This is a genomic window from Geodermatophilus obscurus DSM 43160 (assembly GCF_000025345.1).
GTDB classification, from domain to species: Bacteria; Actinomycetota; Actinomycetes; order Mycobacteriales; family Geodermatophilaceae; genus Geodermatophilus; species Geodermatophilus obscurus.
Window position 1 is genome coordinate 2,381,868 of the sequence record NC_013757.1, and the last position, 15,635, is coordinate 2,397,502.

General features: G+C 75.5%; 17 protein-coding genes. 10 read left to right on the forward strand and 7 right to left on the reverse strand.

Going from position 1 to position 15,635, the window contains the following annotated elements; translation table 11 throughout:
• Positions 1-103: 103 nt before the first annotated feature.
• From GOBS_RS11215 to GOBS_RS11230, 5 genes are all read left to right on the forward strand, one after another.
• Entirely contained in the window at positions 104-1,087 is a 984-nt protein-coding gene (locus GOBS_RS11215) for a daunorubicin resistance protein DrrA family ABC transporter ATP-binding protein (protein WP_012948407.1), read from the forward strand.
• Positions 1,084-1,917, forward strand: coding sequence for an ABC transporter permease (locus GOBS_RS11220; RefSeq protein WP_012948408.1), 834 nt, complete (start codon positions 1,084-1,086; stop codon positions 1,915-1,917). The genes GOBS_RS11215 and GOBS_RS11220 overlap by 4 nt, the downstream gene beginning before the upstream one ends.
• 17 nt (positions 1,918-1,934) lie before the next feature.
• Positions 1,935-2,858: a tryptophan 2,3-dioxygenase gene (locus GOBS_RS11225; protein WP_049788571.1), complete on the forward strand. Its 924-nt coding sequence runs from the start codon at positions 1,935-1,937 to the stop codon at positions 2,856-2,858.
• Between the two features lie 190 nt (positions 2,859-3,048).
• Positions 3,049-3,210 (forward strand): hypothetical protein, encoded by a 162-nt coding sequence (locus tag GOBS_RS27365; protein WP_012948410.1) that lies wholly within the window; start codon positions 3,049-3,051, stop codon positions 3,208-3,210.
• Positions 3,211-3,278: 68 nt separating this feature from the next.
• A complete protein-coding gene (locus tag GOBS_RS11230; RefSeq protein WP_012948411.1) occupies positions 3,279-4,490 on the forward strand; it encodes a low temperature requirement protein A in 1,212 nt (403 codons plus the stop codon).
• 16 nt (positions 4,491-4,506) lie between these two features.
• On the opposite strand, the gene GOBS_RS11235 is transcribed toward GOBS_RS11230, so the two are convergent.
• Complete coding sequence (locus GOBS_RS11235) at positions 4,507-5,112, reverse strand: TMEM175 family protein (protein WP_012948412.1); 606 nt, start codon at positions 5,110-5,112, stop codon at positions 4,507-4,509.
• 72 nt (positions 5,113-5,184) lie between these two features.
• Here GOBS_RS11235 and GOBS_RS11240 point away from each other — a divergent pair, with 72 nt between their 5' ends.
• A complete protein-coding gene (locus tag GOBS_RS11240) occupies positions 5,185-6,075 on the forward strand; it encodes an alpha/beta fold hydrolase (RefSeq protein ID WP_012948413.1) in 891 nt (296 codons plus the stop codon).
• Positions 6,076-6,097: 22 nt separating this feature from the next.
• Positions 6,098-6,538 (forward strand): flavodoxin family protein, encoded by a 441-nt coding sequence (locus GOBS_RS11245; protein ID WP_012948414.1) that lies wholly within the window; start codon positions 6,098-6,100, stop codon positions 6,536-6,538.
• Positions 6,539-6,692: 154 nt separating this feature from the next.
• Here GOBS_RS11245 and GOBS_RS11250 read toward each other — a convergent pair whose 3' ends face one another.
• The 4 genes from GOBS_RS11250 to GOBS_RS11270 form a co-directional block, all read right to left on the reverse strand.
• On the reverse strand, positions 6,693-7,448 hold the full coding sequence (locus GOBS_RS11250; RefSeq protein ID WP_012948415.1) for a hypothetical protein: 756 nt from the start codon (positions 7,446-7,448) through the stop codon (positions 6,693-6,695).
• 72 nt (positions 7,449-7,520) lie between these two features.
• Positions 7,521-9,077, reverse strand: coding sequence for an alpha-amylase family glycosyl hydrolase (locus tag GOBS_RS11255; protein WP_012948416.1), 1,557 nt, complete (start codon positions 9,075-9,077; stop codon positions 7,521-7,523).
• Positions 9,078-9,311: 234 nt separating this feature from the next.
• Positions 9,312-9,488: a DUF6186 family protein gene (locus tag GOBS_RS11265; RefSeq protein ID WP_243697702.1), complete on the reverse strand. Its 177-nt coding sequence runs from the start codon at positions 9,486-9,488 to the stop codon at positions 9,312-9,314.
• A gap of 5 nt (positions 9,489-9,493) precedes the next feature.
• On the reverse strand, positions 9,494-9,880 hold the full coding sequence (locus GOBS_RS11270; RefSeq protein WP_012948419.1) for a hypothetical protein: 387 nt from the start codon (positions 9,878-9,880) through the stop codon (positions 9,494-9,496).
• Between the two features lie 32 nt (positions 9,881-9,912).
• Here GOBS_RS11270 and GOBS_RS11275 point away from each other — a divergent pair, with 32 nt between their 5' ends.
• Both GOBS_RS11275 and GOBS_RS11280 read left to right on the forward strand, forming a co-directional pair.
• On the forward strand, positions 9,913-10,593 hold the full coding sequence (locus tag GOBS_RS11275; RefSeq protein WP_012948420.1) for a CPBP family intramembrane glutamic endopeptidase: 681 nt from the start codon (positions 9,913-9,915) through the stop codon (positions 10,591-10,593).
• A gap of 107 nt (positions 10,594-10,700) precedes the next feature.
• The gene (locus GOBS_RS11280) at positions 10,701-12,566 is read left to right on the forward strand and encodes a hypothetical protein (RefSeq protein WP_012948421.1); all 1,866 of its coding nucleotides are present in this window, start codon (positions 10,701-10,703) and stop codon (positions 12,564-12,566) included.
• Here GOBS_RS11280 and GOBS_RS11285 read toward each other — a convergent pair.
• Complete coding sequence (locus tag GOBS_RS11285; protein ID WP_012948422.1) at positions 12,563-13,762, reverse strand: alpha/beta hydrolase family protein; 1,200 nt, start codon at positions 13,760-13,762, stop codon at positions 12,563-12,565. The genes GOBS_RS11280 and GOBS_RS11285 overlap by 4 nt on opposite strands.
• 179 nt (positions 13,763-13,941) lie before the next feature.
• On the opposite strand from GOBS_RS11285, the gene GOBS_RS11290 reads away from it, so the two are divergent.
• Positions 13,942-14,805, forward strand: coding sequence for a DMT family transporter (locus GOBS_RS11290; protein WP_041241448.1), 864 nt, complete (start codon positions 13,942-13,944; stop codon positions 14,803-14,805).
• A gap of 100 nt (positions 14,806-14,905) precedes the next feature.
• Here the strand turns inward: GOBS_RS11290 and GOBS_RS11295 are convergent, their stop codons facing one another.
• Positions 14,906-15,598 carry an NADPH-dependent F420 reductase gene (locus GOBS_RS11295; RefSeq protein ID WP_012948424.1) on the reverse strand — a complete coding sequence of 231 codons (693 nt, stop codon included), beginning with the start codon at positions 15,596-15,598 and terminating at the stop codon, positions 14,906-14,908.
• Positions 15,599-15,635 lie beyond the last annotated feature (37 nt).

The following is a 15,635-nucleotide window of genomic DNA, read 5'->3' on the forward strand; positions in this document are numbered from 1 at the left end:
ATCGTCGGCAGGAAATCCGGTGGCGGTCCGATGACTCCGGCGCGCACATTCGGTCGGAGGTGCAGAGGACGCTGCGACGCACACACCGCTCGAGGGAGTCGGGATGACCGCAGGGAGCACACTCGCCATCGAGGCGACCGGCCTGGCCAAGTCGTTCGGGGACACCCGGGCCGTGGCCGGTATCGACCTCGCCGTCCCGGCCGGCGCCATCTACGGCGTGCTCGGGCCCAACGGCGCGGGCAAGACCACGACGATCCGGATGCTGGCCACGATCGTCCCGCCCGATGCCGGCAGCGCCCGGGTCCTCGGCCACGACGTGGTCGCCGAGGCCGACGCCGTGCGCGGCCTGGTCAGCCTCACCGGCCAGCTGGCCTCGGTCGACGAGGAGCTCACCGGCCGGGAGAACCTCGTGCTCATCGGGCGGCTGCTGGGCCACCGCCGGGCCGCGGCCCGCGCCCGGGCCGACGAGCTCCTCGACGCCTTCGGCATCGCCTCCGCCGCAGGCAAGCTGGTCAAGCACTACTCCGGGGGCATGCGCCGGCGGCTGGACATCGCCGCGAGCATCGTCGTCACCCCGCAGCTGGCCTTCCTCGACGAGCCCACGACCGGGCTCGACCCCCGCTCGCGCGGTCAGGTCTGGGAGATCGTCCGGGCGCTGGTGGCCGAGGGGACGACGGTCCTGCTCTGCACGCAGTACCTGGAGGAGGCCGACCAGCTGGCCGACGGGATCGTGGTCATCGACCACGGCCGGGTCATCGCCGAGGGCACCCCGGGCCAGCTCAAGGCCTCCGTGGGCACCGGCTCGCTGCACGTGCGGCTGCTCGACCCGGCCCAGCGCGCGGAGGCCGCCCGGGTCCTCGAGGCCGCGGTCGGCACCGTGGTGCTGGAGCCCGACCCGGCCGCGCTCTCGGCGGTCTGCCCCGACGCCCGGCTCGGCGCCCTCGGCATGGGCGAGCTGGGCCGCGCCGGCCTCGGCATCGCCGAGTTCTCCCTCGGCCAACCCAGCCTGGACGAGGTGTTCCTGGGCCTCACCGGCCACGCGGCCGAGGAGCCGCCCACCGCGACCCTCGAGGAGCAGGCGTCATGACCGCCACCACCGCCCCGGGCACCACTGACACCGCCGCCGTCCGCCGGGCGATCGCCTCCACCGCGCGGCCGCCCCGGCCGGGACCGCTGGCGACCGCGCTGACCTTCGGCTGGCGCGGGATGCTGAAGATCAAGCACGTGCCCGAGCAGCTGATGGACGTCACCATCACGCCGGTGCTGTTCGTGCTGATGTTCACCTACCTGTTCGGTGGGGCGCTCGCCGGCTCGACCAGCGCCTACCTGCAGTACGTGCTGCCCGGCATCCTCGTCATGTCGGTCGTCTTCACCACCGTCTACTCCGGCGTCGCGCTGAACACCGACCTCACCAAGGGCGTGGTCGACCGGTTCCGGTCGCTGCCGATCTGGCGGCCGGCGCCGCTGCTGGGCGCCCTGCTCGGCGACAGCGTCCGGTACGTGGTCGCCGGCACGGTGATCCTCGTGCTGGGCGTCGTCCTCGGGTACCGGCCGGGAGGCGGGGTGGCCGGGGCGCTGCTGGCGCTCGGGCTGGTGGTCGTCTTCTCGTTCGGGCTCTCGTGGGTGTACTCCGCGCTCGGCCTGGTGCTGCGCTCACCGAGCGCCGTCCTGAACGGCGGGTTCATGGTGCTCTTCCCGCTGACGTTCCTGTCCAACGTCTTCGTCGACCCGGCCACGCTGCCCGGCCCGCTGCAGGCGTTCGTGGAGGTGAACCCGATCTCGGTGCTGGCCACCGCATCGCGCTCGCTGATGGCCGGCGACCCCGACGGCACCGCGATCGCGGTCTCCCTGGCCGTGGCCGCGGCGCTGACCGCGGTGTTCCTCCCGGTCACGACCCGCCTCTACCGCAGCCGCTGAGGACTACGGTGACGGCCGTGGCGCCGTCGGACCACGACCCGTCGGGATCGGTGCGGCCGCTGGAGGAGTCCATCCGCACCGACCTCGGCGGCGCGATGACCTACGCCGCCTACCTCGACCTGGACCGCCTGCTGGGCGCGCAGCACCCGCGCAGCCGCCCCGAGCACCACGACGAGCTGCTGTTCATCGTCCAGCACCAGACCAGCGAGCTGTGGCTGAAGCTCGTGCTGCACGAGCTGCGGGCCGCCTGCCGCCACCTGGCCGGCGACGAGCCGGCACCGGCGCTCAAGTGCCTGGCCCGGGTCAAGAACGTGGAGCGGACGCTTATCGAGCAGTGGTCGGTCCTGGCCACGCTGACCCCGCGGGAGTACGCCCAGTTCCGCGGCGCCCTCGGCAACGCGTCGGGCTTCCAGTCGCACCAGTACCGCGCGGTCGAGTTCGTCCTCGGCAACAAGCACCCCGGCGTGCTCGCGGTCTTCGCCGGCGAGCCCGCCGCGCGCGAGCTGCTGGAGGAGCTGCTCGCGGCGCCGACGCTCTACGACGAGTTCCTCCGGCTGATGGCCCGGCTCGGCCTCCCGGTGCCGGCGGCCGTCCTGCAGCGGGACGTGCGCCAGCCGTGGACGTACCAACCAGACCTGGTCCCGGTCTTCCGCGAGGTCTACGAGTCGACGGGCACGCCGTGGGGGGTCTACGAGGCCTGCGAGAGCCTGGTCGACGTCGAGGACAACTGGCAGCTCTGGCGGTTCCGCCACCTGCGCACGGTGCAGCGGACCATCGGCGCGAAGACCGGGACCGGCGGCTCCTCCGGGGTGGGCTTCCTGCGCCGGGCCCTCGACCTCACCTTCTTCCCCGAGCTGTACGCCGTCCGCACCGTCATCGGCACCGCGGGGGGAGACCCCCGAGGAGGATCTGAACGCGGGGACGACGGCAGCCGTACGTGAGTGCAGAGGCGGCGCCAGGCCAGGTGCGATGCACCGTTCGTGTCGGTGGCCGGGAGCACGCTGCCCGCACCGCCCGCCGTCCGGAGGAGCCGGGATGATCGCACGAACACACAACACGGGAGTCCTTGTGTCGCTCCCCCCCGGCGGCCGAGCATGGTCGACCTGGCGCACCCGGCGAGGAGGAGCCGACATGGAGCCCGACCCGCGCGAACCGACCGGAGACCTCGGCTACGACATGGCGCACGAGGTGACCGGCGACAGGCCCCGACCGCAGGAGGGGGCCCCGCAGACCGCCCCGGTGGACGACGCCGGCGACCACGGCTACGACGAGGCGCACGACTTCCGCCGCTGACGGCGGCCCGGCGTGGGAGCGGCGGGCCGGGGTAGGGAACGGGCACCCCCTCGTCCCCAGGGAGCGTCGTGACCGACCGCACCGCACCCCGATCCGTCCTCGGCGCCCTGACCGGCGGCCTGATCCGCGCGCCCGAGCTGCGCACCGACGACGATCGGTCGGCCTCCCGCCTGGAGCTCTTCTTCGACCTGGCCTTCGTCCTCGTCGTCGCCGAGCTGGCCATCGACTTCCGCGCCGACGTCACCTGGCACGGGGAGCTGGTGTTCGCCGGGCTGTTCACCATCGTCTGGTGGTCGTGGGTCAGCTCGACCCTTTACGCCAACCGCTTCGACCACGACGACGTCGTCTACCGGTTGCTCAAGCTCGGCAGCATGGCCGCCGTCGTCGGGATGGCCGCCACCGCCACCGAGGCGACCGGCACCTACTTCGGCATCTTCGTCGGCTGCAACCTGGTGCTGCGGGCCATGCTGCTGCTGCAGTACCTCCGCGCGTACCGGCACCTGCCCGGTGCCCGGCCGATCGCCCGGCTGTACCTGATCGGCACCGCCGTCGGGGCGCTGCTGTGGGCGGTGTCCCTCGCGGTGCCGCGGCCGATCGGGTTCGCCCTGTGGGCCGCCGCCATCCTGGTCGAGGTGCTGGTGCCACTGCTGGCCACCCGCTCGTCGGCCGACGTCCCCCTGCACGTCGAGCACCTGCCCGAGCGGTTCGGGCTCTTCGTGATCCTGGTGCTCGGCGAGTCGGTGGCCGGCATCGCCCACGGCCTGCACGACGCCCACTGGACCGGCTCGGGACTGCTGGTCGCGGCGCTCGGCTTCGTCCTGGCCGCGGCGCTGTGGTGGAGCTACTTCGACCTGGCGGGGGCCCGCGCCAAGCAGCTGCTCAGCGAGGTGGGCGGGGAGCGCAGCGACCACGCCCACGACGTGTACGTCTTCGGGCAGCTGCCGCTGACCCTGGCGCTCGCCACCATCGGCGCGGGGCTGGAGCTGGCCGTCGTGCAGAGCGGCGAGGGCGAGGTGCCGACCGGCACCCGCCTGGTGCTGGCGGGCGGGGTGGTGGTCTACCTGCTGTCGGTGTCCTTCACCGAGGTGGGGATGTCCAAGCAGGGGTCACGGCGGGGGTTGTGGTGGCCGGTCGTCGCGGCCGCCGTCGCCGCCGTGGACGTCGCGCTCGAGCTGCCGGCCGCCGTGGTGGTCGGCGCGCTGGCCGCGGTCGTCGTCGCCGTGGTGGTCGTGGGGCTGTTCGAGCGGGCCACCGGGCGGGTGGCTGTCGAGGAGGTCTGACCTGCGGCCGCCGGGCTCAGCGTGCCCGGCGGGCGAGCAGCCGGCGCACCGGGTCAGGGAGGAGGAGCAGCAGCAGCGCGAGGTAACCGACCGCGGGGACGGCGACACCGAGGACGAGGGCGACTCCGAAGGCGGCCGTGATGAGCAGGGAACCGGTCGGGTCGTCCTCGGCGCCGTCGTAGCCGTGCCGACGCAGGTGCGGCCGGCCGGAGACCATCAGGCTCAGCACGGTCAGGCAGGCCGAGCTCACTGTCATCGTCCCGATGTAGAGCGCGATCCCCAGGCGGGTGCCGTTCCCGTAGACGGCCGCCACCTCGGTGGCGAAGGGCACCAGCACGATCGTCAGCGTCCAGAGGAGGTTCACCAGCACGAACGGCCAGTCGTAGGAGCCGACCCGCTCGACGATCCGGTGGTGCACCAGCCAGAGCTGCGCGATCACCGCGAAGCTCAGCACGAAGGCGCCGAACCGGCCGGCCTCGTCGGCGAGCAGGTCGCCGAGGTCGACGTCGCGCCCCTCCTCCGGGATGACGTCGACCAGCGGCAGGACCAGCAGCGTGATCGCGATCGCCACGACGGCGTCGAGGAAGGTGATCAGCCGGTCGAGGCCCCGGTCGGTGCGCACCTCCCGCAGGTTAGGGACGTCCGCTCCCGGGCGGGGTGGTCGTCGCGCCCGCCGGCGGGGTAGGGGCCCGGCATGCGCGAGCGACCAGGTCACGGCGGACGACCCGGACCACGGGAGGGCAGCATCCGGCTGCCGGACGGGCGGGCGCTGGCCTACGCCGAGTACGGCGACCCGGCGGGCCGGGTGGTGCTCGGCTGCCACGGCTCGCCGAGCTCGCGGCTGGAGCGCCACGTCGAGGACCCCGAGGACTACCGCCGCTGGGGCGTGCGCTTCATCGTCCCCGACCGGCCGGGCTTCGGCCGCTCCGACCCGCGGCCGGGACGACGGGTGGCCGACTGGCCGGACGACGTCGCGCCGCTGCTGGACTCCCTCGGGGTCGAGGAGTTCGCCGTCCTGAGCCTCTCCGGTGGCGCCGCCTACGCCCTGGCCTGCGCGCACGCCTTCGACTCCCGGGTGCGCAGCGTCGGCGTCCTCGGCGGGGCACCTCCGCCCGACGTCCCGTGGCCGTGGCCGGGCTGGGTGCCGCGGCGGCTGCGGGCGGCCGCGCACCGCCCGTCGCCGGCAGCGGCGCTGCTGCGGCCGGTGTTCGCCCCGATCGCGCAGCGCCCGGCGGCGATCCCGCGCTACCTGCAGGCCCGGCTCAACCCGGCCGACCGTCGCGTGATCGGGCGTCCGGAGGTCCGGCGGATCCTGGCCGACACCTTCACCGAGGGCCTGCGCAACGGGACCGCTCCGCTCGCCGAGGACCGGGCGCTGCTGTTCCGTCCCTGGGGGTTCCCGCTGACGGAGGTGCGCCAGCACGTGCACCTGTGGCACGGGACGCAGGACTGGCAGGTGCCGGTGGCGCTCGGCCGCGTGCTGGCCGCGATGCTGCCCCGCTGCACGGCGCACTGGCTGGTCGGCGAGGGGCACTTCGCCGTCTTCGACCACGCAGCGGAGGTGTACGCGGCGCTGCGCCACTGACCGGGCGGGGGAGGATGCCCGCGTGCCCCGGCTGCTCGTCGTCCACCACACGCCGTCGCCGTCCCTGCAGGCCGTGCTCGAGGCGGTGCGGGAGGGCGTCGCGCTGGTCGAGGAGGTCGAGCTCGACGTCCGCCCCGCGCTGTCGGCCGGGGCCGCCGACCTGCTCGCGGCCGACGGTGTCCTGCTCGGGACGCCGGCCAACATCGGCTACATGTCCGGAGCGCTCAAGCACTTCTTCGACACCGTCTACTACCCGTGCCTGGACGCCACCGTCGGTCTCCCGTACGGCGTGTACGTGCACGGCAACGACGACACCGCGGGCGCGCTGCGCAGCATCGACAAGATCACCGGCGCGCTGCGGTGGAAGCAGGTCGCCGCGCCACTGAGCCTCACCGGCGCGCCCGGCCCGGCCGACCTCGAGGCCGTCCGCGAGCTGGCCGCGACGGTCGCGGTGCAGCTGTAGCGGACGTGCCGCTCGGCACCGCACGTTTGGTGCTCCGGGCGTCCACCCCGGCCGACCTCGACCCGGCTGCCGGCCGCGCTGCGACGTCCGCACGGTGCACCGGCCCGGCCCGAGGTCGTCGAGGGCTCCGAGCGCGGCGACGTGGAGTACGCGCTCACCCGGGCCGAGGGGGCGGCGCCGCGGCCGGAGGTGCGGGCCGCGGCGGCACCTCGGTGAACAGGTCGACCAGCGCGTCCCAGCGGGTGCGCCGGCCGGCGGGGAAGCGGGCCTCGGCGCGGGCCCGCTGCCGGGAGCCCGGCCGGTATCGCCGGTGGGCCCAGAACGAGCCGGGCCGGGCCAGCCGCACCGCTCCGACCAGCGCGACCAGCGGGACGAAGACGCCGACGACGCCGAGCACCACCCGGCCCTTGAGGATGGCGGCCAGGGCGAGGAGCAGGTTCACCATGACCGTTATCCACAACAACAACTCACTGTCGGCGTCGTCCGCGTCGAACGGGTTGGCACCGACGAGCAGCAGCCCCCCGACGACCAACGCCACGAGGACGGCGTCGATCGAGCTGCGGCCCTCCCGGCTCCAGTAGACGTCCTCCAGGTGCAGCCACAGCGCGAACTCGTCGAGGGTGAGGGCGGCGCCGGCACCGAACAGCACGGCCAGGACCTGCACCCACGGCGGTCCGGGCCGGTAGGTGAACTCCAGGGTGCCGGTGCCGAGCAGCAGGAAGATGCCGTAGACCTCATGGTGCAGGTGCACGCCGCCGACGCTCGCGTCGCGGAACGGCCCGCGGCCGGTCCGGATGGCCCGGGTGACCAGCCGGGTGACCAGGAAGGTCAGCAGGAACGCCAGCACCATCCAGCCGACGACGGCCCGGCGGTCGGACAGGCCGGGCAGGATCTCGAGATCGACGTCCACCCACCACCTCCGCGCCCGCGGTCTCCGGCCGTCGCCGATGGTGGTGCCGGCGGACGCCCGCCGACAAGCGGGTCAGCCGCCGGCCAGGCGCAGCAGCACGGCCTCGTCCGGACCCAGCTCCACGTCCCGCCCCGGCGGCCGGCCCGGGTCCGTGGAGACGAGCAGGGTGGCCTCGCCGTCGACGGGCAGTGGGCGCGGCTCGGAGGTGAAGTTGACGGCGGCCAGCAGCCGGTCGTCGTCGTCCTCGCGCAGCCAGGCCAGCACGCCGGGCCCGGCGTCGACCATCCGCTGCCGGCCGGTCTGCAGCGTCGGCGAGCCGGCGCGCAGCGCGGCCAGCCGGCGCACCAGTGACAGCGTCGAGGAGGCGTCCGCGGCCTGGCGCTCGACGCACAGTCGTTCCGCGTCGGCCACGAGCGGCAGCCACGGGTCCCCGGTGGTGAAGCCCGCGCCGGGGCCGGCGACCGACGGCGGCCGCCAGGGGAGCGGTGCCCTCTCGGGGTCGCGGCCGTCGACGTCGACCACCCGGTCCGGTGGGACGACGGCGTCCGGCAGGCCCAGCTCGTCGCCCTGGTAGAGGAAGGGCGTGCCGCGCAGCGCCGTCAGCAGCAGCGCGACCGCCCGGGCGCGGGCCGGCCCGTGCCCGCCGTCGTCCCCGTCACCGATGTCGTAGCGGGTGGCGATCCGGGAGTGGTCGTGGTTGCCGAGGAACCAGGCCGGCCACGCCTCGGGCTCGGCCAGTGCCTCGAACTCCTCGATCGCGGCGCGGAACGCCTCGGCGTCCCACGGCAGGTGGACGAACACGAAGTTGTGGGCCAGGTGCAGCTGGTCGCCGCCGGCCAGGTAGGCGACCACGCGCGGCAGGTCGAGCAGGTAGACCTCGCCGACGATCATGCGGTCGGGGAACTCGTCGACGACTCGCCGGATGCCGCGCAGCCGCTCGTGCGCGGTCTCCCAGTCCTGGTCGTGCCGGCGGTCGGAGCCGGCGTTGCTGCGCAGCAGCGGGTCCTTGGCCAGCCGCTGCAGGGCGTCGATGCGCAGCCCGTCCACCCCGCGCCCCAGCCAGAACCGGACGACGTCGTGCATGGCCGCCTCGACGGCCGGGTTCTCCCAGTCCAGGTCGGGCTGCTGCGGTGTGTAGGAGTGCAGGTACCACTGGCCGGTGCGCTCGTCGTGCGTCCAGGCCGGGCCGACGGCGGCGAACTCCGAGCGCCAGTCGTTGGGCGGCCCGCCGTCGGGGGCGCCGTCCCGCCAGACGTACCAGTCCCGCCTCGGGTCCTCCCGTGAGGAGCGGGAGGCGAGGAACCACGGGTGCTGGTCGGAGGTGTGGTTGGGCACCCAGTCCAGGACCACGCGGATGCCCCGGGCGTGGCAGTCGGCGACGAGGTCGTCGAGGTCGGCCAGCGTGCCGAACAACGGGTCGACGTCGCAGAGGTCCGAGACGTCGTAGCCGAAGTCGGCCATGGGGGAGGGGAACACCGGCGAGAGCCAGACGGCGGCGACGGACAGCCCGGCGAGGTGGTCCAGGTGCGCCCGCAGGCCGCGCAGGTCACCGACGCCGTCGCCGTCGGAGTCGGCGAACGACCGCGGGTAGACCTGGTAGACCGCGCCGCGCTGCCACCACTCGGTCACGGGCGCGGGACGGGGCGGAGGTGGATGCGTCGCGCGCCGGCGTCGCGCAGCACCCGGACCGGCTGGGCGGCGACGGTCGGGCAGGCCATGGCGACCTCCGCGGGGAGGAGCAGAGGCGGCCGGGGCTGACCGACGCCCCGGACGCTACGGGGAGGCGGCACCCGGCGCGAGTACCACCGCCCGACCCGGGAGGGCCTCTCCCGGACCCGGACGCCGTGCACCCGGGCCGAGTCCTCACCGGGCGAGGAAGTGCACGCCGAGCCACACCCAGGCGAGCAGCACGGCGACCCGTCCCGGTGTCGTCCGCATGGCGGCGGCGACCGTCTCCGTGGAGGTCGCCGGCCCCGCGCCGCGCCGCGCCGCGACCTCCAGCGCCAGGGCGGCGACCAGCAGGACGACGAACCCGGCCACGCCGGTCACCCCGGCCGCCGGGGGCCGGCCCGGCTGACCAGCCAGGCGCCGGCCGCCAGCCAGGCGAGGGTCGCTCCGCCGCGCAGCACCGGGGAGGCGAGGACCGGGTCGGCCAGGTCGCTGAGCGCGGGCAGGTCGTCGTCGGCGAGGGTGACCAGCTCCCAGACGACGGCCGCTGCCAGCCAGCCGAGCCACGGCAGCCCGCGCCGGCCGACCGGCGCCGCCGCCGCACCCGCCCGCCGGGCCAGGCCCGCCGCGGCGACGACGGCACCCGCGGCGGCCACGGCGAGCAGCGCGCCCGTCGACAGCTCGCCGGCGACGGCCACCACGGCGGCGCACGAGACGGCTGCCGCGGCGCAGGTGAGCCGGCGCGCGGAGCGGGAACAACGCATCCGTGCATGCTGGCGCAGCCGACCGCAGGAGGGTGCTCGTCCTCGCCGTGGCGCTCGTCCCGGTGCTCGGCGCCTGGAACAACCTGGTCGTGCACCGGATCCCGGGCCGGCCCGGGTCCTACGTCGTGGCCAACGTCGCGGCCACGGCGGTCCTGCTGGCGGCGGCCCGCGCGAGCGGCCTGTCCTGGGCCGACCTCGGCCTCGCCCGCCGGCGCCTGGCGGCGGGTGCGCGGTGGGGCGGGGCGTGCGCCGCCGTCGTCGCGGCGGGCTACGGCACGGCGCTGGCGGTCCCGGCCCTCCGGCCTCTGCTCGGCGACGCCCGGGTGGCCGGCCTCGACGGCGGGGAGCTCGCCGGGCAGGTGCTGGTCCGCATCCCGCTCGGGACCGTCCTGTGGGAGGAGGTCGCCTTCCGCGGCGTGCTGCTGGCCGCGCTGGGCCGGCTGGTGTCCCGGCGCAGCGCGACCGGGATCTCCGCCGCCCTGTTCGGCCTGTGGCACGTCCGGCCCACGCTCGGGGCGCTGGCGGCCAACGACCTGGCCGGCGGGCCGCTGGCGCGCACCGGCGCCGTGGTGCTGGCCTGCCTGGGCACCGCGGCCGCCGGCGTCCTCTTCGCGGAGCTCCGGGAGCGCAGCGGCAGCCTGCTCGCCCCTGCGCTGCTGCACCTGGCCACGAACTGCCTGGGCCTGCTCGCCGGAGCCGCCGCGCAGCGGTGACGGACCCCGGCCCCCTTGCCGGGTCCCGCCGCCGGCCCCGTCCAGAGGCTCGCCGTGAGCCTGCGAACGGTGAGGAGGACGGGGTCCTTTCTCTAGACTCGCTCGGGATGACGACGGGGAGATGGCGGGCGGCGCTCGCCGTCCTCGCGCTGGTCGCCGGCGCGGCGGCCGTGCTCACCAACCTGGCGCTCTTCCCGCTCTACTCGTTCAACCGCGACGACTCCGTCTACGTCGCCATGGCCCGGCTGATCGAGACCGGCGCGGTCACCCTCCCCGCCGACACCGACGCCTTCCGGCCCTGGGCCTCGGCGGTGGTCGGCGACCGGGTGGTGCTGAAGTACACCCCGCCCTGGCCGGCCGTGATCGCGGCCGGCGACCTGCTCACCGGCTCGCCGCGGGCGGCCCTGGCGGTCAGCGCCGCGGCGGCCGCGGTGCTCGTCGCGCTGCTGACCGCCGAGGTGTGCCGCGACCGGGTCGTCGCCGTCACCGCCGGTGCGCTGTTCGCGCTGTCGCCGGTGGTCGTCGTGCAGAGCGGCACGTACCTGCCCTACCTGTTCTCCCTGGCGCTGGGCCTGGGCGCCGCCGTCCTGCTGCTGTCGGGGACGCGGCTGGGCTCGACCCCCCGGCTGGTCGCGGCCGGCGTGGTGGCCGGCGTCGCGGCCTTCGCGCGGCCCTTCGACGCGCTGCTGACCGTGGCGCCGTTCGCGCTCGCCGCCCTGCTCGCCCGGGAGCGCGGCGGGCTGTCCCGGCTCGGCGTCGTCCTCCGGGTCGCGGCCGGGGCGCTGCCGGTGCTCGCGCTGACGCTGGTCTACAACGCCGTCGTCGTGGGCGGCCCGTTCCGGCTGCCGTTCACCGTCACCGGCCCGCAGGACACCTTCGGCTTCGGCGACCGCGGCGTCTTCCCGCAGTACACGGTGCACTTCACGGCGGCCGACGGGGTGGCCGGCCTGCTCGCCAACGCCGTCGCGACGCCCGGCTGGGTCGCCGGCGGGGTGGTGCTCGTGGCGCTGGCGGTCCTCGGCCTGGCCCGGACGCGCGGCGCCCCGCGGTGGGCGGTCGCGGCGCTGGCGGTCGTCGTGCCGCTGGGCTACCTGCCGTTCTGGGGCCCCTGGGCGATCAGCGCGCAGTGGGAGGGCCTGGAGCTGTTCGGCCCCTTCTACTGGCTGCCTGTTGTGGTCCCGCTGGCCGTCCTCGGCGCCGCCGGCCTGGTGCGGGTGGCGCGACGGGGGCGGACGCCGGCCGCCGTCCTCCTGGTTGCGATGGTCGTGCTGACCGCGCTCGCCGTGCCCGGCCCGGTGGCCGGGAACCGGGCGGTGACCGCGGAGTACCGGGCGGTGCAGCGGGCCGTCGCGGCCGCGGACCTCGACGACGCGCTGCTGTTCCTGCCGCGGCGGGGCGACCTCGGCTTCGAGAGCGACAGCCCGTTCCTGCAGAACGACCCGTCGCTGCGGCAGCCGGTGCTCTACGCCGAGCAGCGCGGCGCGGCGGACCTCGCGCTGGCCGAGCGCTTCCCAGACCGTGCCCTGCACCGGCTGTCGGACGACGACGAGGGCCCGCCGGTCGTGGAGCCGTTGCGGATGGACGCCGGCCCGACCGTCCCGCTCCGGCTGCGGCTGACCGCCCCACCCGGCGCAGCCGGCGCCGTCGCCTACCTCCGGGTGGGCGACCGCACCCACGAGCAGCCGCTGGACCCCTCGGGCGAGGTCACCTGGACCGTGGCCGCACCCGGTGCGGCGCCGTCCGACCCGTCGGCGGTGGTGCTCCCCGCGGACGGCGTGCTCGCCGTCGGCCTGGCGGCCCGGTCCCCGGGGGACGACGGCCCCGGCGACCGCTGGGAGCGGCGGATCGCGCACCGCACCGTGGACGGCGGGGACCGGGTGGAGCTGCTGCGGCCGGGACAGGCGTGGGCGCGCGCGGAGGGTGGCCGCTGGGAGCCCGACGCGACCGGCAGCCCGGTCGAGGAGCTCGGCTAGGTGTACTGCCCGGACGGGTTGGTCAACCGCCGCTCCAGCCAGTCGAGGACGCGCTCCCCGCGCAGACCCACCGCGAGCGGTTCGCAGTGGCCGTCCGCGCCCTCCTCGGCGGTGAAGCGCACGAGCTCCCTGGGGCTGGTCAGCATCTCGTACAGCCGCCGGGACTGTCCCGGCCAGAACTGCTCGTGGTCGGGGTCGGTGACCAGCACCGGGCAGGTGATCCGTCCGACGACGTCCCCCGTCAGGGTGTAGGCGCGGGCGGCGGTGAAGAAGTCGAACGGCGAGGTGGTGCCGTAGGGCCGCATCCGCCACGTCATCATCGCCCGGACGCGCGGGGACAGCCGCAGCCCCAACGACATCTCCTTGTCGAAGACCTCCCGGTCGCCGGTGTCGAGCAGCCGCACGAGGTGGTGCGGCAGGTGGCCGAGCATCGCCGCGGACACGTCCACCACGCCCGGGTCGGCGACGGCGGCGGCCACGCGGTGCTCGAAGGCCGCCGCGCGCGGCACCCAGTAGCCGGCCTGACTGACACCGACCAGGGCCAGCCGGCGCGGGTCGACGTCGGAACGGGCGAGCAGGGCGTCGACGACCGGGGTGACGACGTGCTCCCAGTCGGGCCGGAAGGGCAGCCCCTGGCGGACGAGGGCGGCGTTCTGTCCCGGGCCGTCGAAGGTCATCGCGTTCCACCCGCGGGCCAGGGCGGCGGAGATGCCGCGCACCCAGGCGCCGACGACCGAGCCGTCGCTGCCGTTGTTGTAGACCAGGGTGCGCCGCGGCTCGTCCGCCGCCCCGGAGCGGAACAGGTAGCCCGGCAGGGTGGTGCCCTCGTACGGGATCTCCAGGCGCTCGACGGCCAGATGGGTCGTGTCGACGAACGCGTCCCAGGCCTGGCGGTGCCGCTCCCAGACCGCGGCGAACAGGCCCTCGTCGTCCGTGCGGTCGGCCGCCCCCGTCGCGGTGGCGAGGTAGTTGGCCGCGCGTAGGGACCGGGCCGCGACCGAGGCGCGGCTGCCGTCCTCGGCCAGGAGCCGCTCGGCGGTGGCGGTCCACTCGTCGACCCAGGACCGGCCCCGGCCGTCGTGGATCCGGTCGACGGTGCTGAGCACCTCGCCGACGTCCGCGGCCCCGGCGAACACCCCGCCGAGGACGTTGCGGGTGGCGAAGTCGAAGTCCTCGTCCTGGAACAGCCGGCGCACGGCGGTCACCTCCCGGGTGGGTGCGACGACGATCCCGTGCGCGGCGGCCGGGCGGCCCCGGCCGGTGCCGCCCGGTGCCAGGAGCGCGCGGGTCGTTCCGCGCGGCGAGCGGACCGACCGGTTCCGTGAGGCCGCTCAACGGGGTTCCCGGGCGCGACGCGGACCGGCAGCATGGCGCGGTGACCGGACTGGCCGCGGCGCTCGCGCTCCTCGCCGCCGTCCTCTTCGCCGTCGCCTCGGCGGTGCAGCAGCGCTCGGCCGCCGATGTCCCGGACGCCGACGCCCGCGGCGCGCGGCTGCTGCTCGCGCTGGCCCGCCGGCCCCGGTGGTGGGCCGGGACGCTCAGCGACAGCGCCGGGTTCGCCGCCCAGGCGGCGGCGCTCGGCCTGGGCTCGCTGCTGCTGGTCCAGCCGCTGCTGGTCACCACCCTGCTGGTCGCGCTGCCGCTCGGCGCCCGCTGGGGTGGTCGGCGGCTGCGCCGGTCGGACTGGGTGTGGGCGGCGCTGCTGGTGCTCGCGCTGGCCGTGTTCGCGGTGGTGGGGGAGCCGACGGCGGGCGTCGACCGGGCCGGCTGGCGGTCGTGGCTGCCGGCGTGGATCGTCCTCGGCCTGCTGGTCGGCGGCTGCCTGGCCGGTGCGGCGGTCCGCCGGGGAACGGCGCGGGCGGTGCTGCTCGCCGTCGCCGCGGGCGTCGCCTACGGGGTGGGGGCGGCGCTCATCAAGGGAGTGGTGAGCCGGCTGGACGACGGGCTGCTCGCGCTGCTGACCAGCTGGGAGACCTGGCTGCTCGCCGTCGCGCTGGCCGGCGGCACGCTGCTGCAGCAGTCGGCCTACCAGGCCGGCGCGCTGGAGGCGTCGCTGCCCGCGGTGACGGTGGGGGAGCCGGTGGTCGCGGTCGCGCTGGGCATCGGGGTGCTGGGGGAGCGGCTGCGGGCCGACGGTGCGGAGTGGGTGCTCATCGGCGTCCTCGTCGTCGTGATGGCCGCCGCGACGGTCGCGCTGGCCCGGGCCGCGGCCCGGGACGCCGCCCTCGTCCCCGCCTGATGACGATGGACGAGGGCGTTGAGACCGGCCGGGACCACGGGCCGCATCCGCGCTTTCGGGGTGGCTGCGAGGACACCCTCGGCCCGAGTGACGCGCGCCCCTACACGTCCCGGTAGCGCACGGCCGCGCCCAGCCTGTCCTTCAGCATCTCCGGTGCAACCCGGCGTCCGGGCCACGTGGGGTACTCGGTGCCCGGGACAGCGTAGGGCTGGACGTAGGCCGCGGTGTCGCGCTGGTAGCGCCAGCCCTCGCGCAGCGGCCCGACGTCGTAGGCGTCGTAGCCGATGGAATCGAGGAACTCCGCCACCGTCTGCTTGGCCGCCTCGTCGTCGCCGGCGATGGCGAGCACGGAGCGCTCCGGGTGACCTGCGGGGCGCTGCAGGCTGCCGAGGTGGGTGACGTAGATGTTGTTGAAGGCCTTCACGACGCGCGACTCCGGGAGGTGGGCCTGGAGCAGCTCGCTGGTCGTCGTGGACTCGTCGTCGAGCTCGGCGATGTGCCCGTCGCGCTCGGGGTAGTAGTTGTTGGTGTCGATGACGACCTTGCCGCGCAGCGGCTCGACCGGCACCTGGCGGTAGGCCTTCAGCGGGATGGTCACCACGACGATGTCGCCGGCCGCGGCGGCCTCGGCTGCGGTGGCCGCTCGTGCCCGCGGTCCGAGCTTCCCGACGAGGTCGGTGAGGGTTTCCGGTCCACGACTGTTGCTGAGCACCACGTCGTGACCGGCGGCGACCGCGAGCCGGGCGACGGTGCTCCCGATGTTCCCACTGCCGATGAGTCCGATGGTCGTCACGTCCGCCGCAAGGCGGTCACCGGCCAAGCCATTCCCG